Origin of the sequence: Methanolobus sp. ZRKC3 (genome assembly GCF_045291275.1) — an archaeon.
GTDB lineage: Archaea > Halobacteriota > Methanosarcinia > Methanosarcinales > Methanosarcinaceae > Methanolobus.
In genome coordinates, this window is record NZ_CP146982.1 from 1,085,312 (window position 1) to 1,110,605 (window position 25,294).

The 25,294-nt window shown below is 40.4% G+C and carries 27 protein-coding genes; 12 read left to right on the forward strand and 15 right to left on the reverse strand.

All coding sequences use genetic code 11. The features are described 5' to 3' along the window. Positions 1-76 precede the first annotated feature (76 nt). The gene (locus tag V7O66_RS05455; RefSeq protein WP_406661958.1) at positions 77-376 is read left to right on the forward strand and encodes a hypothetical protein; all 300 of its coding nucleotides are present in this window, start codon (positions 77-79) and stop codon (positions 374-376) included. 177 nt (positions 377-553) lie between these two features. Here the strand turns inward: V7O66_RS05455 and V7O66_RS05460 are convergent, their stop codons facing one another. Continuing rightward, positions 554-1,246 (reverse strand): flavodoxin family protein, encoded by a 693-nt coding sequence (locus tag V7O66_RS05460; protein WP_406661960.1) that lies wholly within the window; start codon positions 1,244-1,246, stop codon positions 554-556. A 133-nt stretch (positions 1,247-1,379) separates the two neighbouring features. Here V7O66_RS05460 and V7O66_RS05465 point away from each other — a divergent pair, with 133 nt between their 5' ends. Continuing rightward, positions 1,380-1,883 (forward strand): hypothetical protein, encoded by a 504-nt coding sequence (locus V7O66_RS05465; protein WP_406661962.1) that lies wholly within the window; start codon positions 1,380-1,382, stop codon positions 1,881-1,883. Between the two features lie 54 nt (positions 1,884-1,937). Here V7O66_RS05465 and V7O66_RS05470 read toward each other — a convergent pair whose 3' ends face one another. The 6 genes from V7O66_RS05470 to V7O66_RS05495 all read right to left on the reverse strand — a co-directional run bounded on the left by V7O66_RS05470 (position 1,938) and on the right by V7O66_RS05495 (position 7,135). After that, positions 1,938-2,801, reverse strand: a complete 864-nt coding sequence (locus tag V7O66_RS05470; RefSeq protein WP_406661964.1) for a PEF-CTERM sorting domain-containing protein — start codon at positions 2,799-2,801, stop codon at positions 1,938-1,940. Positions 2,802-3,062: 261 nt separating this feature from the next. After that, positions 3,063-3,260 (reverse strand): hypothetical protein, encoded by a 198-nt coding sequence (locus V7O66_RS05475; RefSeq protein WP_406661966.1) that lies wholly within the window; start codon positions 3,258-3,260, stop codon positions 3,063-3,065. Further along, complete coding sequence (locus V7O66_RS05480) at positions 3,248-4,084, reverse strand: class I SAM-dependent methyltransferase (RefSeq protein ID WP_406661968.1); 837 nt, start codon at positions 4,082-4,084, stop codon at positions 3,248-3,250. Before V7O66_RS05480 ends, V7O66_RS05475 begins: the two co-directional genes overlap by 13 nt. A gap of 32 nt (positions 4,085-4,116) precedes the next feature. Next, a complete protein-coding gene (locus tag V7O66_RS05485) occupies positions 4,117-4,872 on the reverse strand; it encodes an ABC transporter ATP-binding protein (protein WP_406661970.1) in 756 nt (251 codons plus the stop codon). Continuing rightward, complete coding sequence (locus V7O66_RS05490) at positions 4,869-5,939, reverse strand: FecCD family ABC transporter permease (RefSeq protein ID WP_406661972.1); 1,071 nt, start codon at positions 5,937-5,939, stop codon at positions 4,869-4,871. The genes V7O66_RS05485 and V7O66_RS05490 overlap by 4 nt, the downstream gene beginning before the upstream one ends. 23 nt (positions 5,940-5,962) lie before the next feature. Next, complete coding sequence (locus tag V7O66_RS05495) at positions 5,963-7,135, reverse strand: iron ABC transporter substrate-binding protein (protein WP_406661974.1); 1,173 nt, start codon at positions 7,133-7,135, stop codon at positions 5,963-5,965. 246 nt (positions 7,136-7,381) lie between these two features. Between V7O66_RS05495 and V7O66_RS05500 the strand changes: the two genes are divergently transcribed. Then, positions 7,382-8,686, forward strand: a complete 1,305-nt coding sequence (locus V7O66_RS05500) for an S-layer protein domain-containing protein (RefSeq protein ID WP_406661977.1) — start codon at positions 7,382-7,384, stop codon at positions 8,684-8,686. A gap of 155 nt (positions 8,687-8,841) precedes the next feature. Here V7O66_RS05500 and V7O66_RS05505 read toward each other — a convergent pair whose 3' ends face one another. Next, the gene (locus V7O66_RS05505) at positions 8,842-8,991 is read right to left on the reverse strand and encodes a hypothetical protein (protein WP_406661979.1); all 150 of its coding nucleotides are present in this window, start codon (positions 8,989-8,991) and stop codon (positions 8,842-8,844) included. Between the two features lie 525 nt (positions 8,992-9,516). Continuing rightward, on the reverse strand, positions 9,517-10,386 hold the full coding sequence (locus V7O66_RS05510; RefSeq protein WP_406661981.1) for a DMT family transporter: 870 nt from the start codon (positions 10,384-10,386) through the stop codon (positions 9,517-9,519). Positions 10,387-10,831: 445 nt separating this feature from the next. Between V7O66_RS05510 and V7O66_RS05515 the strand changes: the two genes are divergently transcribed. Then, the gene (locus V7O66_RS05515) at positions 10,832-11,134 is read left to right on the forward strand and encodes a DUF3303 family protein (RefSeq protein ID WP_406661983.1); all 303 of its coding nucleotides are present in this window, start codon (positions 10,832-10,834) and stop codon (positions 11,132-11,134) included. An 85-nt stretch (positions 11,135-11,219) separates the two neighbouring features. Here V7O66_RS05515 and V7O66_RS05520 read toward each other — a convergent pair whose 3' ends face one another. Beyond that, complete coding sequence (locus V7O66_RS05520) at positions 11,220-11,375, reverse strand: CxxC-x17-CxxC domain-containing protein (protein WP_406661985.1); 156 nt, start codon at positions 11,373-11,375, stop codon at positions 11,220-11,222. Positions 11,376-11,663: 288 nt separating this feature from the next. Between V7O66_RS05520 and V7O66_RS05525 the strand changes: the two genes are divergently transcribed. From V7O66_RS05525 to V7O66_RS05535, 3 genes are all read left to right on the forward strand, one after another. After that, entirely contained in the window at positions 11,664-11,945 is a 282-nt protein-coding gene (locus V7O66_RS05525; RefSeq protein ID WP_406661987.1) for a hypothetical protein, read from the forward strand. Between the two features lie 108 nt (positions 11,946-12,053). Next, entirely contained in the window at positions 12,054-12,554 is a 501-nt protein-coding gene (locus V7O66_RS05530) for a hypothetical protein (protein WP_406661989.1), read from the forward strand. A gap of 88 nt (positions 12,555-12,642) precedes the next feature. Further along, entirely contained in the window at positions 12,643-13,350 is a 708-nt protein-coding gene (locus tag V7O66_RS05535; RefSeq protein ID WP_406661991.1) for a DUF1189 family protein, read from the forward strand. Between the two features lie 229 nt (positions 13,351-13,579). On the opposite strand, the gene V7O66_RS05540 is transcribed toward V7O66_RS05535, so the two are convergent. Together V7O66_RS05540 and V7O66_RS05545 are read right to left on the reverse strand one after the other, a co-directional pair. After that, positions 13,580-14,224 (reverse strand): FmdE family protein, encoded by a 645-nt coding sequence (locus tag V7O66_RS05540; protein ID WP_406662592.1) that lies wholly within the window; start codon positions 14,222-14,224, stop codon positions 13,580-13,582. Positions 14,225-14,404: 180 nt separating this feature from the next. After that, on the reverse strand, positions 14,405-17,098 hold the full coding sequence (locus V7O66_RS05545) for an FAD-binding and (Fe-S)-binding domain-containing protein (protein WP_406661993.1): 2,694 nt from the start codon (positions 17,096-17,098) through the stop codon (positions 14,405-14,407). Between the two features lie 298 nt (positions 17,099-17,396). Between V7O66_RS05545 and V7O66_RS05550 the strand changes: the two genes are divergently transcribed. Next, complete coding sequence (locus V7O66_RS05550; RefSeq protein WP_406661995.1) at positions 17,397-18,206, forward strand: helix-turn-helix transcriptional regulator; 810 nt, start codon at positions 17,397-17,399, stop codon at positions 18,204-18,206. Between the two features lie 12 nt (positions 18,207-18,218). Here the strand turns inward: V7O66_RS05550 and V7O66_RS05555 are convergent, their stop codons facing one another. Both V7O66_RS05555 and V7O66_RS05560 read right to left on the reverse strand, forming a co-directional pair. Then, a complete protein-coding gene (locus tag V7O66_RS05555; protein ID WP_406661997.1) occupies positions 18,219-18,485 on the reverse strand; it encodes a hypothetical protein in 267 nt (88 codons plus the stop codon). Between the two features lie 120 nt (positions 18,486-18,605). Then, positions 18,606-18,785, reverse strand: a complete 180-nt coding sequence (locus V7O66_RS05560) for a hypothetical protein (RefSeq protein WP_406661999.1) — start codon at positions 18,783-18,785, stop codon at positions 18,606-18,608. Positions 18,786-19,025: 240 nt separating this feature from the next. Between V7O66_RS05560 and V7O66_RS05565 the strand changes: the two genes are divergently transcribed. The 4 genes from V7O66_RS05565 to V7O66_RS05580 all read left to right on the forward strand — a co-directional run bounded on the left by V7O66_RS05565 (position 19,026) and on the right by V7O66_RS05580 (position 23,605). Continuing rightward, a complete protein-coding gene (locus V7O66_RS05565) occupies positions 19,026-20,414 on the forward strand; it encodes a class II fumarate hydratase (protein WP_406662001.1) in 1,389 nt (462 codons plus the stop codon). Next, positions 20,411-22,087 (forward strand): FAD-dependent oxidoreductase, encoded by a 1,677-nt coding sequence (locus V7O66_RS05570; RefSeq protein WP_406662003.1) that lies wholly within the window; start codon positions 20,411-20,413, stop codon positions 22,085-22,087. The genes V7O66_RS05565 and V7O66_RS05570 overlap by 4 nt, the downstream gene beginning before the upstream one ends. Continuing rightward, positions 22,087-22,836, forward strand: coding sequence for a succinate dehydrogenase/fumarate reductase iron-sulfur subunit (locus V7O66_RS05575; protein WP_406662005.1), 750 nt, complete (start codon positions 22,087-22,089; stop codon positions 22,834-22,836). Before V7O66_RS05570 ends, V7O66_RS05575 begins: the two co-directional genes overlap by 1 nt. Positions 22,837-23,071: 235 nt before the next feature. After that, positions 23,072-23,605, forward strand: a complete 534-nt coding sequence (locus tag V7O66_RS05580) for a J domain-containing protein (protein WP_406662007.1) — start codon at positions 23,072-23,074, stop codon at positions 23,603-23,605. A gap of 197 nt (positions 23,606-23,802) precedes the next feature. Here V7O66_RS05580 and V7O66_RS05585 read toward each other — a convergent pair whose 3' ends face one another. After that, a complete protein-coding gene (locus V7O66_RS05585) occupies positions 23,803-25,236 on the reverse strand; it encodes an SEC-C metal-binding domain-containing protein (RefSeq protein ID WP_406662009.1) in 1,434 nt (477 codons plus the stop codon). Positions 25,237-25,294 lie beyond the last annotated feature (58 nt).

Below are 25,294 nucleotides of genomic sequence, written 5' to 3' on the forward strand. Positions count from 1 at the left end.
TGTTTAATTAGTGGGTGGTGTTCTATTGAAAGCTTTGAAAAGTATTTGTTTAATTTGTGTATTGTTTGCTTGTTTTATGGCTATAGGTTGTACAGAAACCGATAGCGATATAGTCGTTGTACAGACTGATATTGAATCCTCTTTAGATATATCCAAAGGTGTTGTTTATAACATTGATATCTGGGTGAAAAATGAAGGTGATGATTCACAAAGTGCCAGAGTTACTGTAGATCTGATATCTAACACCGGAAATATAAGAGACTCAGCCAACAAAACTGTTAATTTACAACCAGAAGAGAGAAAACAGTTAACTTTTATCCTTGATGGTGAAAGCGGTGTTGAATATGATTACGAATATCGTGTCGAGAAACTTTAACATTTGATTTAGAATCGAATTCTATCTATCTTTTTTATTTTTTAATTATCATGAACTAAACGCATTTTTTGAATGTAGAGAGTTCTGTTTTTGCTTAGATATATTAAAAAAGAGCATCAGTTATGTAAAACTGATGCGAATGATCAATATTCCAGAGAAGCTTATAAACTATTATTTTTAGTGATGAGCCATCAAAGTTTCCATGACTTCCTGTGCTGTTTTCTCACGGCTGTAATCAGCAGAGCGCAGTTGTTCACCAAGCTTTTTGCCTGCCTGCTCAGCTGCAAGCATTACTTTTTCATCCTTTGTAACATCAGGAATCGTATCCTCATTGATCGGAGAGTTAGGTCCATTTACAAAATAGTGTCCTCCGACCTTGCAGTCTTCACCGTATCCGCAATAGCAGCAACCAAAAGCACCTATTCCTTCAACATTGTCTATAACTTTAATTACATTAGCTGCACAGAATGTGTTTAGAAGCTCAGTAGGTGGCGAAGGGTTCATACCCCCAAGACTCACATTAACTGCAAGTTTTCCCCAGAGAATATCAGCTTCACGGTGCCTGAACTGATACCATCTTTCAAGGAAAGAATGCATCACTGCGTTTAATGTGTTGAAATAATTGACACCACTCAAAACATAAGCATCAGCTTCAACAATTTTATCACGCATGGTTTTCATGTCATCATTCAGTTTGCATACATTGTCATCAGCATATGCCATACATCCAATACAGCCACCTATGTTTTTACCATGCAGTGAAATAAGCTCATATTCACATCCTGTACTCTCTAAAATTTTCTGTACAACTTTAATAGAACCCGAACGTGATTCTATTCTTGGGCTTCCTGATATTCCAAGTATTTTCATATTTAAACTCCTCTCTTATAATTCAAATTAGCTTAATGCATAAAATACAATAATTGCATCAAAATGTCTGTATAATAATTATTCAGCATCTTAAAAAGGCTTAGGGGCACCATTCTGTATTTACTACATTCCAATGACCTTAAAAGCCATAGCACTCCACATTTCTCTGCTGTTAAAAGCAAGTGATATTTTCAGGCATGCGAGTCCTTTTTCTAATAATCCTCAGAGTATTGTGTATGAACCGTTCATTGACTATGAAACAGGAGAGATCATGCAAGGATCACACTATTTCAAATCGTTGAGTAAAACCATAATACAATATGCAGAACACCCAGAACATAAGTTTGAAGGTGATATTGGGGTTCTGGAACGAAAACACGTTCATGCAGATGGAATTTTATACATTGGGAAGGAAGCCAACAACATTGATGAAGAGGAATTAGAGATTCAAAAAGCTCAGACATTCATTGATGAGGAAGGTATCAAGCAGTGGATATTGACTTTAAAGCCAGAGGAAGCTAGAGGATATGGAGTGATGCAGAGGAGTTCTTTGAAGAGGATGAAGGACAGGATTTTGAGTGGTGGAAAGTTCAATTTCAGGACAAAGGAGGTGAGGAAATTGGTAAGTGGATTTTGATACTTAATGCTAATAAAAAATAGATGGAGGGTAAAAACCTCCAATTAATTATTTTTAGTTTCTCCTACGCTGGAATATGAATGCCAGACCGAGTATTGCAACTACTGGGAGTGCAATGGTCGGGAACTCTGGGATTGCCTGGTAACCTGCACCATTTACGTCCATGTCGTCCAAGGCATCGATACCCTCGTCATAGTTCCCATTTGCATTTACGTCAACAATAATATCATAGCCTCCTACAACAGCGGAAGACCATATTGTTGTTGGAAGAATATTTCCTGAGTCGTCTGTAGTTACCGATGTTGCAGTTCCAAGAACACGAGATGGAATCGTGTCACCATTGGACCATATTACATCTTCAACCACGTAGAGATTATAAGTTATGCTTGGTACATAACCGCCCCCGATTGCATACACTTTTTCACCTTCAAGGAATATGTCTTTTATAGTCCCAGCACCGTCTGAAGATTCCACTGTTGGTTGTATGCCGTAGTAGTGGCTGGGATCAGAGGGAGATGGAATCGTGTCACCAGCATCAACATAACCTATGTTTTCATACTGTCCAGGTACAGCTATGCCAGAGGCAAAATATTCCATAGGCATATCAGGGTACATAGAGTCAGGGTACAGAAAGACTGGATAAAAATCGACATCCACTTGGTCATCCCAAACGTTATCAAGTAGCACAGGATTATACCCGTAGTTTGTGACTTCATACTTCCACTCAACAGTAGAACCAACAGGGATGGCTGGACCTGGTGCAATATCAGCATCATACCAGACGCCATCCATGCCTAGTGTATATTTCTCGATGACAATCCCGTATTGGCCATCATTAGCAGCAGCATTTCCCACAAACATTATCAGAAATATCAAGGATATTCCAATACAAATTAACATAGTTTGTTTATTTTTCATTTTCGTACCACCCTCGAATTCATAATGAATCTGAATTTATATACCGATTTACATTTGTTTTGTAGTGTACTATTAACTTTGCGGAACAATATTCCTTTAAAAGTTAACACTGTTTCTATAAAAAAAGGTATATGATTTTTCAAATCCACTCTATCGAATAAAGGGAAGTTTTCTTAATAATTATAAAAACTAATTCGTTTTCTTGAAAAATAATAGTATTTCCAATTTAAAAATTACCGTTGCGTTTTTTGGTTATTACTATTACCCCAAAAGTTCTCGAGAGGGGGTGTTTTTGAACCCATTTTCAAAAATAATCCAAATTATCGAAATATCAAAATCGGGAAAATGAATTATGGTTGAGCATCTGAACCAAAATCCATTTTCAAAAATAAAATCTTTTTCACCAGCTGTGTATGCATTCTTCCTAATAGAATACACACAAAGTCCTATGTTTTCCACCAGATCTTAACCCGGGTTGAGCTTGCATCGTAAAGATATTCGTCACCATCTTTTTCCAGGCAGCCTTCGAGATATTCTCCTAGTATATCCTTATGTTTGTCTGTGGATACGGAGAAATGAGTGGACAGGTTGTCGACTGCTTCAGCGATGGATGCGTATCGCTCAATGCGTCCGAGTTTGAATGTGCTCATATCAGGGTAGATTCCCATATCGTAGAGAACATTGTAGAGCAGATCACATTTTGGCATGGAGCAGTATTCCTTTCCGTGCATTTTTGGCCAGATCTTTTTTGAGTGTATGTTCCATGATGTTTCACCGGCGAACCAATAGAGATAGATGTAGCCGGAAGAGACAGCCTGCATGTCTTCTATGGCTTTGCGGATATCTGGCATGCCGAGGGAGAATGAGGCAATTATGATATCATAGGGGCCATCCAGGTCTTTTTCCACGTCGATATCTTCCCAGCGTTTCTTGATGCAGCTGATGTTGTCACATCCATACTCGACTATGTTCTCCTGCAAGACTTCGAGCATACCTGTGGATGGCTCAACTGCAGTTACGTGTGCGACCTGTTTTGATATTGGAATTGCAAGGGAACCTGCACCTGCACCTATATCCAGAACTCTGGAATCGGGGGTGAGGTTTAATGATGCGAGTGTTTTTCTGGCTCTTTTCTGTCCGTCACGTTGCGACATTTCCCAGAACTTTCTTGCAGCTTCCTTTTCTCCCCATATTGAGGAACACTCGGTCTTATTTCCACATTCAAGGTGCTTTTGGGTTCGCACCATCCATACATCATTCCAGTCAAGGTTCTCCAGGATCATTTTAATACTCCTATTATCCGTTTGTCCGCGAATCAAATTGTGGGTATAACCACTGAAACATTCATGTAGTTCTGTATCGTTACAGGAACCCCGTATACTTCTTCAATTACCTGAGGAGTGATATCTCCCATGCTGCCAGCGGCAAATATAGTACCGTTCTTCAGGAAGATGAACTTGTCAGAGTACCGAAAAGCAAGGTTAAGGTCATGCATGGTCATTATGGCAGAAACATTCTCATTCCTCACAACTTCCCTTACAGTTTCAAGTATGTCCAGCTGGTTCTTAAGGTCAAGACTGCTTGTCGGTTCATCCAGCAATAGCAGTTTGGGATTCTGGGCTATGGCACGTGCAATACCCACTTTCTGAAGCTCCCCGCCGCTTAACTCATCGATATAGCGCAGAGCCACGTGTTCAAGATTAAGCTTTCTGATAGTAGATTCTACGAGCATGATATCCTCCGGAGAAACGTTCCACTTTATATGTGGCATTCTCCCAAGAAGAATAGCATCGAATGCCGTAAGCCTTGCAGGCTCGCAGTGCTGGGGTACATATCCAAGCCGTCTGGCAATCTCCATTTGTTCAAGCTTTAAGACATCCTCATCTTCTATGAGTATAACTCCACTCTTAGGTTTAAGAATGGCATTCATACATTTTAGAAGCGTTGTTTTACCCACACCATTGGGTCCCAGTATAGATAGAATCTCGTTTCTTTTAAGGTGGAACTTTATATCCTTCAGTACTTCCTTGCTTCTGTACTGAAATTCCACACCATTGACTTCCAGGATCATATTCTCCTCCCCCTGAGTATAAGATAGATGAATGTAGGCGCTCCCAAAAATGACGTCAACACAGCCACTGGCAACTGATATGGCTGAAGCATGACACGGGCAGCGGTATCAGCACAAAGCAAAAGCAAAGACCCCATTATGATGCTTCCGGGTATCAAAAAGCGATGGTCATCACCTATCATTCTTCGTGCCATATGGGGACATATCAGACCTACAAATCCGATAACCCCAAGAAATGCGACAATGGTCGCTGTTACAAGTGATGCACAGATCATTCCGTAAAGTCTTACTCTCTCGACATTAACTCCAAGACCTTTGGCAGTCTCATCACCTGCATCAATGGCATTGTATTTCCAGCGATTCAGGGTGAAGTAAATTATGGAAAGCAGCACTATCGAGGTGATAATTCCAAGCTCGGTCCAGCTTGCCCGTGCTGTATCGCCGAAAGCCCAGAACACCATTGATGCAAGCTGTACGTCATCTGCAAAATACTGCAGGAACATTGTTCCTGCTGTAAACAAAGAACCCATTGCTACACCGACCAGTATCATGACCTCAGGAGTTGTTCCACGTATTCGGGAAAATGCAATGATGACAGCCGTCACCAGCAATGAGAAAAGGAAGGCTACAACTGTGGTGGTATAGGGATTATTAATTGAAACTGCATCCCCCACACTGCTGTGTGTGGCCCCGGTTCCGAGTACCATCACTGAAAAAGCTGCTCCGAACGCTGCAGCATTGGATATTCCCAATGTGAAAGGAGAGCCAAGGGGATTGCGAAGTATGGACTGCATCACAACTCCGGCTACTGCCAGACCTGCACCTGCAACAATTGCGGTTATGACCTGGGGTAAACGGATGTTCCAGATTATGCTATTCAGGCTCACTGAAACACTGGTTCCCAAAAGAGTGCGAATCACATCAAGAGCCGGTATATCCACAGGACCTACGGAAATTGAGATGATCGTCCCTGCAAAAAGGAGAACAATACCCCACAGGAGGAAACTTGTTTTCCTGCCGGTGTGTTCCCTGTACTTTTCTGCAATATCCCCGTGACTATCGTTCATTTCATTCCCCTTTCACATAAACTTTAGACATCCAGTTTTGTAAACGCAGGAGAATCGAAAGCGTTTACCATATGTTCATAGACATCGCTACCTTTCCCTTCATCTCCCTGACACACGAGGAATGTGTATATCTCAATGGTCTTATCCTCAACATCCACATCCTCGAACCTGTCTGGATAGAGAAGTTTTCCTGCATAATATGAATCTGCCAGGATAGAACCAAAGTTCTGTGTGTACCAGTTGTATGGAAGAACACCGTAGACATTTCCAGAACTCACTGCATCCAATTGCTGGTAGATGTCCTCATTTTGTAGCTGGAAAAGAGCGCTGTTCTCATCTCCTGACTGTAATGTTGACAGGTCAACGAATATGACATCAGGATTCCACTCAATGAGTTTTTCCCGTGCAACTTCAGCAGTACTGAGGTTCATGGAGTCGTATGCAACATTCCTTGCGTTGGTGAACAGGAATGGTGGATAAGTCGGTTCAGTGGATTGCAGACCGTGGGGTCCACTGCGCGCAATGCCACCTATATAGCAGGTGGTCTTATCCTCTTCAGCTATGTCGGATGTACGCTCATTGAGATCGGAAATTGTTGCATCGAAAAAGGAGACGACTTCCTCTGCACGTTCCTCCTTACCCATGACCTCACCCATTATACTAAGGCTCTGATACATGCTTTCCCTGTTGTTCACCAGGTCTCCGTATTCTAATGCCACCACGGGTATGCCCGTCTTTTCCTGAAGTTCTACAGCATCATAACCTCTGGTGGGATAGGTCTTGAATATGACATCCGGCTGTGGCTCCAGAGAAAGTATCTTCTCGGGGTCATCGTTGCCCCTGAACTCTCCAAAGACCGGATAATCAGTACTGAACTGCGGGTTAGCAATAGCATACGGTCTGGCCTCGTATGGAGAATCACGCACCTCAATACTGTCAACTGCTACTATTTTGTCCTGTCCTTCAAGATATGTCAACAAGCGCAGGCAGCCCGGACCAGAGCATATGACATTTTCAGGTGATCCTGGAACTTCAACAGCTCTCCCAAGAGCATCTGTTACAATGATCATTTCCACATTATCTTCCAATGGCGTTGATACTGCACTGGATGAGCTTTCCGTACAACCTGAACATAAAGTGAATGATATCAGGAGTATTAGTGAAATAAAAGCTATTTTTCCTCTTGTAAACTTCATGTGTACCTTCCCCTATTTCTGAAATATTAAAGATACAATATGTAAATAGTATTAAAATATTACTATTTCGTATTACTAATTCGAATAAAAACATATAAATGTATTAACAATATTATGCCATATTGGTAACACAAAAATAATAAAAGTAATACTAAATATGTGCTGATTGTGCAATAATACACACAGAGGTAGTTGTAATTGCATTAAAAACAGCAGGTAAGCAGTAGCTTGGAGGTGTAATCTAATATGGAAAAAATGTTAAAAGCTCTAATTGTTTTTTCAGCAATTTCCTTTTTGCTTATAGCAAATGTTGCTGCTACGGATGTCAGCTACCAGATAAGAAGCAATGTTTATGATAATACGGATAGTACAATATCCCCAGGAGATTTTTATTGGGATGCAAATTCATACCCTGGATTCTGGTACAAGATCAAACCAGGACTTTCAGGAGAGGTTTTGTATATGCATAATAGTGCAAACTCATCAGCAAAGATTAAACTTGGAGACAGAATTGCTGAAGGAGACCTTTATTACATTAGCAAACCCCAGATAAAAAAGACAAAGATTGGTGGTTTTAATTCTGAAAGTACATACAGGGTTGATGAAACCGACTTGAAAAAGTATTATCTTATGGGTTTCTTCGGTTCCCAGTACATTGTAATGCCGGAAGATCCTTCCGACCTTTTGGCTGGTTGCAAACCTGATAAAATCGCAAAAATACTCATGGAAACAGATAGTGACGACAAGACAAAACTTTTCTCAGGTGAGAAATGGGAACTTAAAGATGGATGGTCACTTGTAGCACAACAGGTCGATGTAGATGGAGAAAAGGTCTGGCTTGAACTTAGAAAAGATGGGGAAACAATTGATACTGAAGTGGTATCAACAAAAATGGAACTGGAAAAGACCCAGAGAACATATCTCTATAAGGACAGTGATGACTACCCGATATTCTACTGCTACGTTGATTCGATCTTCAGGGGACAGGATTCTGATTTTGTCATGTTGAACTATGCTTTCCTCAGAGGAGACATCACTACAATTGACAGTGATGAAAGTTACGGTATATTCGATGTTGATGGCTTTACTATAATTGATAGTTATTTTAACGGAACTGATATTGCAGGAAGTGGAAGTGCAACTGTGCTTAACATGGGAGACAAAGCATTGGTCATGTCGTCAAATGAAGATATAATACTTGATGCAGACAAGAAGATCGACCTTCATGCAGGTATGTATATTCAAACTGAAGACACCTCAAGTCCCTGCCTGAAAATGACTCTCAGGAAAACGTGTACTATTGAAGTTCCTGATTGCCAGGAATGTGAAAATGATGAAAGCGAAGCCATTGCAGTAACGGCTGAAGAGAACGTAAAGGCATCATTCAGTGAGCAAGAAGAGACTCCGGTATATGTGTCGGATAGAACATACAACAATGAAAGTTCAGAGAGCTACAATGCAAATATCATGCAGGGTTCTGTGAAAAGTCCCGGTTTTGAACTTATTTTTGGAATTATCGGAATTATCGGAGCTTTCAGATTGAGGAAATGAATAATGTTGAGGTTCTAAACCCACAATCTTTTTTCCTTTCTTTCTTTGAAAAAAGCAAAGAAAGGGAATGTGAGTCTCAAGGGTAGAGATATGAAGAGGTCAACTAATCTGTTATCCAGATAGATAAGAGTTCATTTAGATGGAAAATTGCACAGTCAGTCAGTACTCTGACAAACAGGACAAGTTTCCAGCACTATAGCTGCGTTTGCTATGATAGGAACCGGGTTTCTGTTTTCAGGATGGCTACAGTAGTGACATACACCAGCCTGACATCGTCCGGAAACTCCTGCGCATTTTGTGAACAAATTAATTGTTTTACAATATAGGCAGCTTATACAATCCATGATGATCTCCCCCATATTTTGCTATTGCTAATAATTAGCTACTTCAACCTATGATTCTAATCTTCATAGGTTTCCAGAGAGCCAAAAACAATGCTTAGAGAAGAGACATCTTCAATATCACCCACAGATGCCTCTCCTCTGATCTGATATACTTTCGGTCAACCTATTCGATGAGTCACTCCCAATCAACCCACAATAATCAGTATGTTTCCTCCTTATTTAGCATCTTTGTTTGAAAATATATTGTTACTCATTAAAATTTAACAGCATTAAAATTATGACCATCTTCTAAAGATGAATAATTATGTGAATTTATGTTGTTTTATTAACGTCTAGAGAACTTATTCAGTAGTTTGGCAGAAGAGGAAGACTATTGATTCTAACAAACCCAGGTATGCTGTTGAAAGACAATATCCAAAAGATATTAGGTAAAAGATACTCAGTATTTTTTACTCTGAATGAAAAACAGGATTTTCTAAGGCATCTTTAGCCACGTTCAGAAAGATAGACACCTGCAAGTACAAGAGCTGCCCCTATCAATACATAGATGTTTGGTATATTCCCGATTATCATGCTATCCCCTATAATCGTCACAAGTGGTATCAGGTAGATACCGTTAGTTGTGGTAGCTGACCCTGCAAGATGTATCGCTTTGTTCCAGTACAAAAATCCCAGTGCTGAGCAGAACAAACCCAGGTAAATGAGAGCAGCACTGACTACCAGAAGATCAGTTTGCGAGAATATATCTATTCTCAGGTTCTGTGCTCCAAAAATTACGAAGGGAAGAAGAAATACCGTACCTGCTAATGTGAGATCACGGGAAACAATGAGCATGTTCCTTGAACCCATACGGTCGATGAACATAGTGTAGAAGACCCAGGAAAACACCGAGCCGATCATAAGGATATCGCCCAAAGGGTTCAGGTTCAGGTTGAACGTTCCATTGAGTACCAATAACCCGACCCCGATAAAAGCAATTAAAGCTCCGATATACTTTGTCTGTTTTGAGAACTTCCTTCTGGAAACATCTATGGTTAACAGGAAAAATACTGGTACAGTAGCACTTATAAGTGAAGAATTGGTGGCTGTTGTGAATGTCAGTGCCACGTTCTCGAACATTTGGTAGCAGGTGATTCCCAGAAAACCCGCAATTGCAACGTACCTGATCTCATCCCGGCTATAGTTTTCTCTTTTCCTGCAAATCGCAAACAGAAGTATTGTAGCAATGAAAAAGCGGGCAAATACAAGACTTACAGGATCAAGATAACCAAGCAACAATTTCGTGGCAACGAAGGAGAATCCCCAGAGAACAACAACTGTCAGCATATAGAGAAGGCCTTTTGTACGATTTTCCATTTTTGCAACCTTTTAAAAATAACAACGTCAGGAATGCACCGTGATGCCTGTGTTTTTATAAATTCGTTTCGATAAGCACGCCCATACATCTCCCATCAAATTAGAATGAAGGGAGGTATTTTCCATAAAAAGTCATTTACTAAGGTGCTCCTGTTCAAAAAAAAGGGGTGAGGGGGTTTGGGGGAGAGGGGAAAAGCCGTTTACTAAGGTGGGTCCTGTCCACAAAAAAAGGGGTGAGGGGGTTCGGGGGAGAGGGGAAAAGGCTGTTGACATAGTTTCAACTAAAGATGAAATCTAACTTTCATTCATCCTCTCCATCTTTTGTTATCCAAAAATAAGAAATCATTTTTATGTAAAGCCAAATTTTGAAGTATTTTTTACAGAGACTACTATAACCAAAATATTAAATACCAATCTTGCTTGATATTTATGGGGGTTATAAAGAATGTTATTTATGATTAGTCTTGAACATACACCTGAACAGTGTTTTGCAAGAGAAGAATACAAGGCAGAAATGAAGCAATGGTCTGAGGAAATGAAAAACTCAGCAGAGAAGCTGGATATAAAAATAAATGGAGCATACGTTTGTCCTAACGAGCATATTTTCTATTTCGTCCTCGAATCAGATAGTTTGATGGCAATTTCGGAATTCTTAAAACCGCCGATGCTGACACATCACGCCGCAAAGATCACTCCTATAATGACAATAGAAGAGACAGTCAAAGGAAGCACATTGCTAAAAGAATAAATCAAATCGTGCGTTCATGATAGAAATATTCTATCTGACCGCACTTTCACTTTAGCTATAAGAAAATATTATCACCCACATTCACTCATTCTTTTTTAGGTGGTTTGTGTTTCGGGAAGCAATCCCTGCAGTATACCGGTCTATCTGCGTCCGGTACGAAAGGCACTTCTGTTGCCTGACCGCAGTCAGAACATTTTGTTTTATGCATATCCCTTGGTCCTTTAAAATCCACTTTTTTCATTTGTATTTCCCCCGCTGTTGTTTATGAAATATTTAAGTTCCACTTAATGCTGTATTAATCCAGAAAATCTGCAATACACTAAATTGCATTTCCCCAATAAAAAAATGTCTTCAATTTAATATATGTTTATTGGATGACCTCGGGCTGGATATGTTGAGGAACGATGGTTGATATAATTGATTATGAACCGGAGAGATCAAGCAAGGATCTCATTATTTCAAACAATTGAGTAGAACGATAATAGAGTATGCCAATCATCTTGAATCTAAGTTTGATGGGGATGTCGGAATGCTGGAAAGGAAGCAGGTTCATGCTGATTCTGTTGTTTACATTGGAAAAGAAGCTAACAATATTGATGAGCAGGTTCTTGATGTAAAGAAGGTACAGGAGTTTGTTAACAAGCAAGAGATAATGGAGAACATCCCCAACATGTCTCAAAAAATGGCTGAGTCTCTTGGAGTTTCAAGGAGTAGGTTTCAGGACATTAAGCAAAGGATAAGGGAAGGAAAACTCAATTTGAATACTCTGGCAGTGAGAAGATTGGTGGAATATATTTATTTATGTAATTAACTCGACGAATACAACAATATAGAAGATTTCAAATATTATCTGAATTTATATATTCTTAGTCTTAATTTCTTATGCTTATAACTATGAAATCAGTATGTTGTGCTAGAAATGAAAAAAATTAAAATGATACCTTCTCTCTTTCCAGGTGGATTTACATACTTTGAAAGTGGAAAATCCGCTGCTATACCCACAATATTAACTGATGAAGAAGTTAAAGACATATTTATTGCACATGGTCAAAAGATGTATCAATATAATGAAAAAGAAAGGAGAATTATATTAAGAAAAAATTTTGTTGTGGCACTGAATGCACACAAATTAAATAAGAAAAAACGCTTTAAATTGGAGTTCATTAAGTATAACAATTATCAATTCATATGGCTTATGCCAGTTCACACTTTAATCTTGTTCTTACCTATTTCATTTACTGCAATGGTTATTCTTATTCTTTTAGCAACTTTGATTATGTTTCTGCTAATCCGGATATATGAGAAAATAGTGCTTCGATCTGTAAATTACTCTAAAGAAGCAAATCAGATTTTTCATGAAATATCCAACGCAATAAGAGAAAAAGAAATGGAAAGATACGGGCAGTGTATTAGAGAATAAAGGTAAATTTCTAAAACCCCATAAACTTTATAAGGAAAAAGTTTGAGGCATATAACAATAAAATATAAAAGTTTCATGAGATGAAATAATGAGCAGAATTATTAATTTCCTTACCTGCGTAAAGGAATCTTCAATAAACGTAGATTCGTATATTTCAAAGAAATATTTATCTAGTGGTCTTAAATATTTTACAATTCTGCTATTTATGATAAGTCTCTTGGCAGTAATCCCAAACATTTATGATCTTTTTTCAAGTATCGACACAGAAAATATGCCGGATTTTGAAATTCAAAATGGAAAGTTAACTGTTTACGCTGAACAACCTTACTATATAGAGGAAAATTTCATTATTGATACAACCGGAATTATTACCCAACCCGTTGTAGATGAAGGAGGCCGAGGAATACTAATAACTGAAGATGCCCTCATTCTCAAAAGACCATTTGAGGAAAGAAGGTTGGAATTATCTTTACTCGAGATAACAAACAAAGAAGAACTTGAAATACTGCTTTATATCTTCCTTCTGATACTTTCTCCGATAATATTCATTATAATATTTTTAGCCAATGTTATAAAATATTCCATGTATGCATCTATTTTAAGTTTACTTGGATATATCTTGATAAGACGAAAAAGTACTTTCAAATCTGTTTTTTCAATATGTATCTACTCGTTTACCCCATACATTATCTTGTCGTATATCGATTTGTTTGCTCAGTTCTACATTGGAACAATTGGCCTAATATGGACTTTAATAATCTATGGTATGGCATTGAAAAAACATTCGATTAGTTGAAGTCACACTCTAATGTAAGGTCTGATTTTTGCTTTATATAAGGGACAGATATTATTTTTATCAAGAGTTCCGTTTTCTTGCATTACCTACATCCCAAACTCCACATAATAGCTCCTATTTTTGAACCTATTTTCAAAATCAGAGGAATTATCGAAACATCAAAATCAAGAAAAAAATGAAGATTCGAGGTTAAAACTCACAACCTCTCTTTTCAAAAAACAAATCTCACTTACCAGCCGCGTGTATATTCGTCCTGGCATGGAATACACACAAAATCACTGTTATGTACTCTGGCACGTGATTCTGAAACCATTTCTCCGCATTTTGTACATTTCACTGAATTGAATATGCGGGCTTTTGATGGGATCTTGGTGTCTGTGAATTCTATATCAAAGAGGTCCTCGACAGGGGAAGCCCTCATGCTTTCTGATATATTGTTTATGCGGGTTTTGAGTTCAATTGACTCTGCTTCGCTTGCTTTGCCTGACATTACCTTTGAGCGAAGTTCCCCAATACCGGAATCTATGGAGTTTATATCAAAGCTTGACTTTAGGGCTGCTCTGACTGCTTTTTTGCTGTTCCTGCAGATGAATGTGAATACCTGTTTGCCGTGGTCCTTGAATATGAGGTTGCCTTTTCCAATGGTGCAGCCTGTGAGTACCTGGACTGCATCGACTCCGCATGCATCGTTTTCTACAATTGTTACAAGTTCCTCATCTACATCTCTGTGGGAATCAAGTTTTTCGATGGCGGCTTTAGCGGCAATATAGCCTATTGTAAGACCGGGGCAGATATGACCGTGGAAGCTGGCAGCATCTGAGAATGATGGGATGGAAGGGGAGTTACTGTTATCGTCAGAGTTCTTATCACACATAATGATCACGGGGAATGTGTAGTAATACTAATTATAACTTTCTTCACACCAATTCAAATCGAACTGGTATTCAAAAAAAGAAAAAAAATAGAAACAAAAAGAAAAAGAAAATAGAAACAAAGTGGAGGTCAATGAAGGTAAGTGGAGGAAAAGGGCTGACTTTCATCAGCCCGTTTTGTTTTATTTGCGGCGTATGCAACTTGTACCAAGAAGTTCAATTGCCTGTTTCATGAACTGACCGATTGCCTCGGTTGGATCATAGGTAACCTCGATTCCCATTGAATCACAGAGAATATCTGTTATATCCTTCTGTTTCACGGGTGCTTCCATCATATTGGAAGTGAGGTTTAGCTGTGCTGCACAACCTGCACAGTTGGTCACAACATAATCAGCTCCCGTTTCAGTAGCTTCACCGATACGCTTCTGTCCGCAATGGGCCACTGTTGGGATATCATCGAATGATGTCACAATACCACAGCAGAGAGCTTCTTCCCTGTTATGTTCCATTTCAATGAACTCAGCACCGGGAATTGCATTGATTATACTTCTTGGGTATTCGTAAGCATCGAACCATCTGGAAACATGGCATGCATCGTGGTATGTTACCTTCTTATCCAGTGGCTTGTCAAGTTTCAGTTTGCCATCCTTGATGAGTTCATCAAGCAGGACAACCACGTGCTTTGTCTCAACATCCCAGTTGAGTCCAAGCATCTCTGCAACAGCAGCATACTGCTCAGTGAAAGTTGCAAAACATCCCGGACAGGAGAATATGAGCGTTTTGATGCCTTTCTCGTTGATCAGGTTGATGTTTCTCTCAACGCCCTTTACGAAGTCCTCTGTGTATCCACCAAGTGCAAGGTAAAGACCACAGCAAATGTCCTCCTGCTCTCCGAGGTTGACAAGCTCGATATCCGCGCTGTTCAATATCCTCACTATGTTCTGAGGCATGTTCTTGGTAACAGCAGATGACCAGCATCCTGGCCAGTAACCGATTGGTCCTGTGTCAGCCATTTTCATATCAGCGGTCTTCCACTCAAGGGCTTCCTTGGGCAGTCCCCAGAAATTTCCTGCATTGAGCACGTTCTGCCTTATCATGCCAAGACCGGTGTTCTCAAAGTCCTTTCCACCCATGATAGTACGCAGGTTTATGAACTGGTGAGCGATCTTCAGATCAGTCTGGCACTTGATGTCACACTTCTTACAGGTAGCACACAGGAACAGGTTAGTTGCGAGTTCTTCATCAAACTCAATGTTACCTTTGAGATATTCGGCGAGAAGGTACCACTTACCTCTTGGAGATTTACTTTCCCATGGGTTTGCGTCATATACCGTACAGGTGGTCTTACAGGCTCCACACTGTGCACAGATGAATGCATCCTTGCCTACTTCCTCAGGCAATTTATCATCATACTTGTATTCCACATCCTTTCCTTCCATGAGCTTACCGGCAAGGCTCATAACGGATTTACCCTTGCTTGCACCCTTCATGGCAATGGAAAGCTGTTTTATCGGAGAGTCCTTTTCAACGGAAGGTGGAAGGATCTTTCCAGGATTCATAATGTGTTCCGGATCAAATTCCTTTTTGAAGGCAACAATTTTGTTGAACAGATCCTCGCCAAGCAGCTCCTTTGATTCATCAGTGAAGAATATGCCCGATGCAGTAAGTCTGCCACCCTGTTTCTTCGCAATGTCAGAAACTATGAGTGATGATGAGAATTTCAGTGGATAATTGGTCTTCCTCTCATCAGCCAGCATGAATCCCATCATGATAAGCCTGTCAGGAGTTTCCATTATACCTTCAAAGACGAAGTCGCCCTTGAACTTCTTATCAACTGACTTCAGGAAATCTGCCAGCGAGTCTGTGGGTATGATAAGTTCACTTGCAACCAGTGAAGGACCAAGACGTTTGAGCCTCATGGTGTAGAACCTGTTGTCCCACTCATGTCTGGCAACGTTCTCAGGAAGGATTTCACCTTTATTGCGCCTGACTATATCTTCAACTTCGGATGCAACTTCTGCATTGGACTGGGAATATACGATCTGTGCAAGATACTTGCCCTTTGGAAGAGTTGTATCGTTTGCAGCCTTCTGGCTCAATTCCACATAGCCAGGAGTCTGTATGCTCACTGACCAGACCTTGGTTCCTGCTTTTCGGATATCATCCAGTGCTGCCTGCAATTTCTTTTCATCATCGAATGCAGCAAGGATCGGAATTTGCTCTTCGTCCTTTTTCACATTGAATGTGACTTTTGTGATTATACCTGTAATACCCTCAAGTGAATAAACAAGGTCAAGGTCATCCCCTTTCATAACTTTCAGGTTACCCTGCGGGTCGATCATTTCAACGGAAACTATGTTTTCCCGGAATGTGCCGTATTCATAACTGCCAATTCCACTGCCGCCCTGGGCAACCCATCCGGCAACCGTGGAGGTAGGTGCACTGCTTGGATACAGGCGCAGTGTCATTCCATTTCTTTTGAGCTTACCATCGAGTTCTGACCAGACCACACCTGGTTCAACATCTGCGGTGAGATTTTCAGGATCCATGGAAATTATGTTTGCCATTCTGGCAAAATCTATGACAATTCCATTTGCAACGGGAACAGCCCCACCGAACCCACTGGATGCTGCACCTCTTGGGACGATGGGAACTTTGTTCTTAATTGCGAGTTTGACAAGAGCAGATACCTCATCAGCGTTAATTGGCTGAACAACTGCATCAGGCATTGTAGCTATTGTCTTTTTAACGGAGTCAGGAATGACTCCTACATCATGAGAATAAACCAATCTTTCAAGTTTACTGAAAGATACACGGTTTTCAAACATCTCTTCAAGCTGGCCCTTTAAAGCTACATTAATTCCATTATTGGTCATGGATTCTCCCTCATTTTTCTTGAACTCTGTTGCATATTGTATCCATTGGATCGGCGGTGATGATAACAGTGTTAACATAAAGAACTTAAATCCAAATCTATATAAACTAACCTTCTACTGTATCGTAAAAACATGAAAAAACACAATGGCCTTTAAAATAAGCAAAGGCGTTAAAATTCGTCAGGGCTTTAAAATACTATAAAGCCGAATAAATATACATAGTGGAATGAACCTAGATACTATCTGTAAATAATCCATTCATATATCCATTTGTATTACATTCAGGACAAGATCAAAAATGCAAGCCTCACTTATTGATGCAATTTTCCTTTCCGAAAAAAGAAAGGGACTTCTTTTACTTCTTATGGAAGGACCAAAGGATATAGATGAAATTAAAGAAGTCCTCGATGTAAACTCCAGTGCGATGCTTCCCCAGATCAAGAAACTGAAAAAACTTGATCTTATTGCATACAATGAAGGGTTTTATTCCCTGACAGATGCTGCCTGGATACTTGTCAAGAAAATAAAGCCTCTTCTTGACACTATTGAAGTTTTCGAGAATAATTATGAATACTGGATGAGTCGCAATTTGAGCAGTATTCCTGAACAATTTCTTGACAGGCTGGGAGAACTGGAAAAATGTAAACTTAAAGTACCAGACATGATCTACCTTTTTGAGCCTCCAAAAGAGTTCAATGAGAGTCTCACAAAGTCAACAAGCATCAAAACCCTTGCTTCCTTCTTCCACCCCCAGTGTCCGCACAACTATGCCCAGCTTGCTAAAAGAGGCGTCAGTATAACACTCATACTCACAAAAGCCGTGTTCGACAGGATGAAACAGGACAGTGAAAAATATCTGAGGATACTACTTGAATCTGAAAAGTCAGAATTATTTATCATAGAGGAAGATATACAACTAGGATCGATCTCAATTACTGATGATATTTTTATGATAGCACTTTTCAATAAAGAAATGATGCTTGATCACCTGAAGCTTATAAGTTATGAAGATCAAGCTCTGCAATGGGGAGATGACCTGATAGAGCACTTTAAAGAACTATCAATCACTGTAGATAAAAAAAGTATGCTTGAAGAGATTGGTAGATAAAAAAAGAGAGTATCACTGACGTGATAATTTCTTGATATTGTCTAAGCCCAGTTTGTCCTTTGAAAGGGTCTCGGTTAGTCTGCTTTTATCGATCCACATGTCAGATGGACTTTGCAGACCCTGTGACTTGTGTGCATGATATTCAAGCCCCAGTCCAGGTGTTACATCGCATCCACCAGCAATTGACTGGCCACCTATATTTTGAACCAGTGGGTTGCCTATATCTTTTCCAGCTCTTATGGCATTTAATTTCTGCTCTTTTGTTTTGTCGTCAGTCATATACATTAAATGGAATTCATGATTATTAAAAGATTCTGAAAAACCATGTCAAATATTCCCTATATTCAGGGTCAATAAAAATCAGAAAGAAGAAAAGATGAAAGGTGAAAAGAAGGACTATCAGTATTCAAGTCCATCTACTTCGCGCTTGAAAAATGCCTGAACCATACCATCCTCATCTACATCGTCGGTAAACTTGATAAGTTCCCAGCCATCAACACCAAGCTCGTTCAGATCATTCTTAGTCGTTTCCCATACACCAAAATGAACAGGTTTCACATCATATTCCCATAGTGACATAATTCAACCTCGCTTTCTTTATGATATTCAATTAGTTATTACATAAACGTACATTTGCGAGCTATATATAACTTTTCAAAAAATAAATTTGTGTTCAAATCAAGTAAATATGATTTGTTGATGTACACATGCATAAAAAGATGCTTGAAAGCATTCATTCCATATCTTTATCTAATAGAACCTAACATTTTTAATGGGGAACTTATTCAGATTTTTAAATATCGATCGTGGGGCGATCTTGTGGTACGTGTAGAAAAAGATACTCTTGGAGAAGTAAAAGTACCGGATAGTGTGTACTATGGACCTCAAACTGCCAGGGCAGTTGAAAATTTCAAAGTTAGTGATGAAAAACTACCTGAAGCTTTCATAAAGGCACAGGCTACCATAAAAATAGCATCTGCAAAGGCAAATATACAGCTTGGGAAACTTGATCATGGAATAGGAGAGGCAATTATCCAGGCTGGGATCGAAGTCAGGGAAGGGAGACTTGATGAACACTTTGTCGTGGATGCCTTCCAGTCCGGAGCAGGAACTTCGCAGAACATGAATGCGAACGAGGTCATCGCCAATCGTGCCCTTGAGATACAGGGCTTTGCCAGGGGAAGATACGACATCATCCACCCTAACGATCACGTTAATATGTCCCAGTCGTCCAACGACACCACGCATACTGCAATTCATATCTCTGCCATGGAAACAATCCATTCAGACCTTCTACCGATTGTCATTGAACTGCATAGTATTCTGAATGCAAGGTCATCCGAGTTCATGGGAATTGTCAAGCCCGGCAGGACACACTTGCAGGATGCAGTACCTATAACCCTGGGACAGGAATTCAGCGGCTATGCAAGGATGATCGAGCTGGCTATCGATAAGATATACAGGGCCAAGGATGACCTGGGAGAGCTGAATATGGGTGGTACTGCAATTGGTACCAGACTGAACGCACCTGAAGGATTCGGGAACATAGCTGTCAGTGAGGTCAACAACATAACAGGACTTCATTTCAGGCTTGCAAGAAACGCATTCGAAGCAACCCAGGGTGCTGATGCCATACTGAATGCGTCCGCAGCACTTCGTAACCTCGCCGTAAGTCTCATCAAAATCGCAAATGACCTGCGCCTACTTTCCAGCGGACCACGTGCCGGTATTGGCGAGATAGATCTCCCTGCGGTACAGCCAGGGTCCTCCATCATGCCGGCAAAGGTCAACCCTGTCATGGCGGAAATGCTGAATATGGCAGCTTTTCAGGTGATAGGGAACGATACAACGATAATGATGGCAGCTCAAGGCGGACAATTCGAACTTAATGTCTTCACACCAGTGCTTGCCTCTAACCTGTTAAGGTCCATAAGGATTCTCACAGGAGCCATTGATTCATTTAACCGCAGGTGTCTGCAGGGAATCACAGCCAATGTTGAGCACTGTGCGAAACTTGCCGAGTCAAGCCTGGCACTGGCAACATCCCTTGCACCAAAGATAGGATACGAGAAAGCTGCTGAAATTGCATATCAGGCACACAGGGAGAACAAGACCATCAAAGAAGTGGTCACTGAAATGCAGATCCTCACAGAGGAAGAGATGAGCGAACTGCTTGACCCCATGAAACTTACGGGAGTTGGAAAATGATAGAACATGACATTATTGTGATAGGGGGAGGACTTGCAGGTTTAAGGGCGGCTCTTGAAGCCCACATCAAAGGGGCTGATGTTGCCATAATCTCAAAGGTCCATCCCATACGCAGCCATTCGGGCGCTGCGCAGGGTGGAATGAATGCTTCACTTGGTGCGGATGATAGCTGGGAGGCACATGCACTGGACACTGTAAAGGGAAGTGATTACCTTGCAGACCAGGACACAGTGGAGATACTCTGCAAGGAAGCACCTGACAGGGTCATCGAGATGGAGAACTGGGGCACTAATTTTTCCAGAAAGGAAGATGGAAGCATTGCCCAGCGTCCCTTTGGAGGAGCAGGATTTCCCAGGACATGCTATGCAGGTGACAGGACCGGACATAACCTTTTGCACACCCTGTACGAACAGGTGCTCAGAAGTGGCATCAAGATATACAGCGAGTGGCTGGTCACAAAACTGATAGTTGACAATGACAGATGCTTGGGCTTTGTGGCAATGAACACCGCTGACTCCAAACTGGATTCCTTCAGGACAAAAGCAACGATCCTTGCAACCGGAGGATACGGAAGGATATACCAGCGCTCCACCAATGCGATCATCAACAGGGGATTTGGTATCAGTCTTGCATATGCTGCCGGAGTTCCCCTTCAGGACATGGAATTCGTACAATTCCATCCGACAACACTTGTGGGTACTAATATACTGATAACCGAGGGTGCCAGAGGAGAAGGTGGCTACCTTTACAATAAGGACCACGAACGTTTCATGAGTAACTACGCAGCAGGAGCCATGGAACTTGCACCAAGGGATATAGTGGCGAGGGCCATACAGACCGAGATAGACGAGGGCAGGGGTTTTCCAGAGGGCTATGTGCAACTGGATATAACCCACCTCGGGAAGGAAGCCATCAACGAAAGATTACCAGGAATACGTCAGATATCCATTGATTTTGCAGGAGTTGATCCTGTAAAGGAACCCATACCCGTTCAACCCGGACAGCACTACTCCATGGGAGGTGTGAGTTCCAATAAGGATGGGGAAACCCCAACACCAGGATTGTACGCTGTGGGAGAATGTGCCTGTATCAGTGTACACGGTGCCAACAGGCTTGGAGGGAACTCCCTGCTGGATACTGTGGTTTTCGGAAGACGGGCAGGAGTGCTGGCTTTAGAGTATGTGAGTTCACAGGAAATGGCATCCGAGGAAGTATTCTTACACGCTGTTACGGAAGAGGAGAAGAAGATAGAGGAGCTCATGGGCGAGGGTGGAGAGAATTTCGCTCAGATAAGGGAAGAACTTCGGGCTGTGATGCAGGACTATGTGGGTGTTTTCAGGAGAAAGGATAAACTGGAACATGCTGTCAAGGCGATAGAGGAATTGAAGGAAAGGGGGAAGAATGTCAGGGTCAAAAGCAAGACAAATGTCTTCAATTTCGAACTGCTCAATGCGCTGGAACTGAAGGGTATGCTTGAACTGGGGCATGTGATAGCGCTTGGCGCATTGGTCAGGGAAGAGAGCCGAGGAGCACATTTCAGGACTGATTTTGCAGAGCGTGATGATGGGAACTGGCTCAAACACACTCTTGCATATTACACGGCAGAGGGACCTAAGCTGGATTACAAGGATGTCACCATAACTCAGTTCCAGCCAAAGAGGAGGGAGTACTGATGGTCGAGCTTAATATCAGAAGACAGGATGGAGACAGGATATGGAGCGAGAACTTCACAGTTGAGGACAGGCCGGGAATGACGGTTCTTGAAGCGCTGTTCCACGTGCAGGAAAGAATAGACGGGAGCCTCTGTTTCAGATACTCATGCAGGGGTGCTGTTTGCGGAAGCTGCGCCATGCTCATCAATAAGGTTCCCAGACTTGCATGCAGGACACAGGTTTCTGAAGTGAAGGATGAGAGCACCGATGAACCAAAGGACGGTGTCGCATCCGTGAAGCCATCTGGAAAGGTAGAAGGCAGAAACGAGATACTCGTAGAGCCGCTGCCTAACCTGAACGTCATCAGGGACCTCATTGTAGATATGGACCACTTCTACGAACTTGTGGATTCCATCAAGCCCTGGATAAATAAAGACGAAGGTGAACCTGAAAAAGAAACACTAATGGAACCTGCCATGCAGGTGCAACTGGAAAAATACACCAACTGCATACTCTGTGCCACATGCCACGGAGCCTGTCCGGCTGCTTCCAGGAACGGGGAATACCTCGGACCCGCAGCCCTTGCCAAAGCCTGGAGGTTCTACCTGGACCCGAGAAGCAAGGAAGAGGACCGGAACGAGCTGCTAAAATACCTCAATTCCGATTCAGGAGTATGGGGCTGCGATGTTGTTTACAAGTGCGTGGCAGTTTGCCCGAAGAAAGTTACTCCGACACAGGGAATACTTGATCTGAGGGGGAAGATGGAGTAGATATTGTGAGGGAAATGACCCTCATCCATCTTCACCAACATTTTTTCAGCCATGTAGGCACGGTTGAGTGTATTCACAGGCATTTGCCACTCGTTAGAGCATGAGTCCAATGCTCCTGTTTTTCTGCAATTTCAAGCATAGAGGAGGGAATCAAGTTATTCCGGAATATGCACATGGTTATATAAGGGAGTATAGCACTAAAGGAGTCTCCAAAAACGAAAAAGAGTGGAATCAAATGGTAAAAATTAAAGGACATGATATTGGTTCAGTAGTTGTTAAGGGCGCTAGTACCAGAAGAGCCGTACAATTTCAGAATAACATTATTACAGCATTAAGAAAGATCGGTGTTACCGAAAATGACATTGACATCCCTCTTGAGCGTATGGCGATGAGGAAAGTCAATGCTTCTGCAACCTGGTGGATAGCAGATCATAGAATGCATTTCAGCCACAATATGCAAAAGAATTATGTAGAAAATATGTATGTTCTGTCAAAGATCATTGAGATCGAAGCAAACAGAGTACTTTCAGGAGACATTGCAATAGCTGATTTCATTTCAGAGTTCAAAGAGGATAAAGACGTTCATCAGAAACGCCAGGAAGCAAGAGAATTCTTCGACTGTGCCCACGATGAAACCGACTTTACGATCATCAATGAAAAGTATAAACTGATGGCAAGAGAGCTGCACCCAGACAAGCCAACTGGAGATACTGAAAAATTCAAACAGTTAAATGTCGCACATAAGATACTGAAGAGAGAATTGACGTAAATTCTCTTTTTTCTTTTCTTTTTTTCGGATTAGTTGATTTAAATTCAATTCGTGGCTCGGGGTTATGAGGGCGAATTTTACTTAGAATCCACGTTGTTGAAAAGGTTCGAAAGCCATTGTTAGAACTTTGCTTAAGGGTAATAGTAATAACCAAAAAACGCAACGGTTTGTTATTTAATATACCGGCAGTATAAAGATTATCTAAATATTATTCTAGCATCAGAATCTCCAGAAACAAAAGTAATTTCAATTGCATTTTTGTTAGAAGCTTCTTTTTTCAATAGAAGTATATTCTCTCTGATATAGGTTTTTTCAAAAATGACTTTACCCCCGCCAATATTGATTTTCTTTCCAAAAAGCTCATATGATAGTGGTATATCGGCACACAAATTTTCGAAATATCCGTTTTCTTCATATTTATCTAATATTCCTTTCATACCTTCGGAATCAAAAGTTGCAGTTATAGAATTGAGAATTAAACATTTGTTTTCAATTATAGAAACGATCTCATTGATTATTTGAGTATCATAATTTGTAACAAATTTAGGATATGTAAAATTTGTACAATAAACGGTATCTATTATTGCAAGCTTCTGAACAAGATTTGCCGTAGCTGTATCAATTTCAAATTGTGGGGTTTCGTTTGTCGTTAAAAAAACAGTTCCTCTTTTTGAATCTTTTAGCAATAATGAGTTCCCTTCATTCAATGCAGATAAAAAGCCAAAAAATTGATTTAAATCTAAAATACTCTTCTCTTCAAGGTTTATGTCAAATTTAATATTAAGTATAGGAGTATCTTTTCTAAAATTTAGAAGTATATTGAATGGTAAATTAGTTGAAACTAATGTTGCTTCATTCTCACTTTTGTAAATATTCCCCATTTTTACGTTGTGATATGCAAACTCTGTATTTTTAACAATGAAAGATAATTCAAATGGAATATCTGAAATTTGAGGCTTAAACTCTAGTTCATGAAAGGCTCCATTTTCCCAAAACTGACCAATTTCATCATCCAAAAATGTAAAAGACTCAATGTCGTCTTCAGTAAAGACTGCAGATTTTCCTTCCTTTATTTTGCTTTCAATAAACTCCTCTATACTAGACAAACCTTCAAGTTTTTGTTTAGTTACTTTAAACCTTATATTAAATTCAATTGGATTTCCCTTTGGAGTTATTTTTAATACTCGTTTATTTTGTTCAATAGAAACAACTTGGACGTCATAGTTTTGATTATTTTCTATTGTAGTTCGAAGTATACTTGCTAACCAATCTATTTTTCTTAAGGAGGGAGTTGGGTCAAATATAGGTGCTAGTGAATTAATATTTGCAACATAATCCAAGGTTGCAGAAGATGTCTCAGCTATCCCATTTAGCTTTGAATCATATTCTTCCTTTTCTTTTTGCCCATTCAAATCCTCAACCGCACCAATTGCACTAGAAATAATAGGTACTTTTTTTGCATTGTCAATTATTAGCCTTTTACCAAACGTTTTTCCAAAATTCTTAATTGTGCCTTTTATGCCAGAATTTGTTTTTTTCATACAACATTTTTTGTATTTTTTCCCACTTCCACAATAACAAGGGTCATTGCGTCTCATTTTTTCAGGTTTGATTGGCATATCTGAAGACATAGATCAAATACCAACTTCAAAATATATATAGATGTTATATTGGTTTTCTTTTAAGGGT

Bases quoted from the DNA above. Each gene is read 5' to 3' on its own strand.
- V7O66_RS05575 (WP_406662005.1), top strand. From the start codon at position 22,087: ATGGTCGAGCTTAATATCAGAAGACAGGATGGAGACAGGATATGGAGC.
- V7O66_RS05580 (WP_406662007.1), top strand. From the start codon at position 23,072: ATGGTAAAAATTAAAGGACATGATATTGGTTCAGTAGTTGTTAAGGGC.
- V7O66_RS05540 (WP_406662592.1), bottom strand. From the start codon at position 14,224: ATGTGTGATAAGAACTCTGACGATAACAGTAACTCCCCTTCCATCCCA.
- V7O66_RS05465 (WP_406661962.1), top strand. From the start codon at position 1,380: ATGACCTTAAAAGCCATAGCACTCCACATTTCTCTGCTGTTAAAAGCA.
- V7O66_RS05470 (WP_406661964.1), bottom strand. From the start codon at position 2,801: ATGAAAAATAAACAAACTATGTTAATTTGTATTGGAATATCCTTGATA.
- V7O66_RS05535 (WP_406661991.1), top strand. From the start codon at position 12,643: ATGAGCAGAATTATTAATTTCCTTACCTGCGTAAAGGAATCTTCAATA.
- V7O66_RS05455 (WP_406661958.1), top strand. From the start codon at position 77: ATGGCTATAGGTTGTACAGAAACCGATAGCGATATAGTCGTTGTACAG.
- V7O66_RS05525 (WP_406661987.1), top strand. From the start codon at position 11,664: ATGCTGGAAAGGAAGCAGGTTCATGCTGATTCTGTTGTTTACATTGGA.
- V7O66_RS05520 (WP_406661985.1), bottom strand. From the start codon at position 11,375: ATGAAAAAAGTGGATTTTAAAGGACCAAGGGATATGCATAAAACAAAA.
- V7O66_RS05545 (WP_406661993.1), bottom strand. From the start codon at position 17,098: ATGACCAATAATGGAATTAATGTAGCTTTAAAGGGCCAGCTTGAAGAG.
- V7O66_RS05585 (WP_406662009.1), bottom strand. From the start codon at position 25,236: ATGTCTTCAGATATGCCAATCAAACCTGAAAAAATGAGACGCAATGAC.
- V7O66_RS05495 (WP_406661974.1), bottom strand. From the start codon at position 7,135: ATGAAGTTTACAAGAGGAAAAATAGCTTTTATTTCACTAATACTCCTG.
- V7O66_RS05570 (WP_406662003.1), top strand. From the start codon at position 20,411: ATGATAGAACATGACATTATTGTGATAGGGGGAGGACTTGCAGGTTTA.
- V7O66_RS05550 (WP_406661995.1), top strand. From the start codon at position 17,397: ATGCAAGCCTCACTTATTGATGCAATTTTCCTTTCCGAAAAAAGAAAG.
- V7O66_RS05515 (WP_406661983.1), top strand. From the start codon at position 10,832: ATGTTATTTATGATTAGTCTTGAACATACACCTGAACAGTGTTTTGCA.
- V7O66_RS05480 (WP_406661968.1), bottom strand. From the start codon at position 4,084: ATGATCCTGGAGAACCTTGACTGGAATGATGTATGGATGGTGCGAACC.
- V7O66_RS05485 (WP_406661970.1), bottom strand. From the start codon at position 4,872: ATGATCCTGGAAGTCAATGGTGTGGAATTTCAGTACAGAAGCAAGGAA.
- V7O66_RS05510 (WP_406661981.1), bottom strand. From the start codon at position 10,386: ATGGAAAATCGTACAAAAGGCCTTCTCTATATGCTGACAGTTGTTGTT.
- V7O66_RS05500 (WP_406661977.1), top strand. From the start codon at position 7,382: ATGGAAAAAATGTTAAAAGCTCTAATTGTTTTTTCAGCAATTTCCTTT.
- V7O66_RS05530 (WP_406661989.1), top strand. From the start codon at position 12,054: ATGAAAAAAATTAAAATGATACCTTCTCTCTTTCCAGGTGGATTTACA.
- V7O66_RS05560 (WP_406661999.1), bottom strand. From the start codon at position 18,785: ATGTCACTATGGGAATATGATGTGAAACCTGTTCATTTTGGTGTATGG.
- V7O66_RS05490 (WP_406661972.1), bottom strand. From the start codon at position 5,939: ATGAACGATAGTCACGGGGATATTGCAGAAAAGTACAGGGAACACACC.
- V7O66_RS05460 (WP_406661960.1), bottom strand. From the start codon at position 1,246: ATGAAAATACTTGGAATATCAGGAAGCCCAAGAATAGAATCACGTTCG.
- V7O66_RS05555 (WP_406661997.1), bottom strand. From the start codon at position 18,485: ATGACTGACGACAAAACAAAAGAGCAGAAATTAAATGCCATAAGAGCT.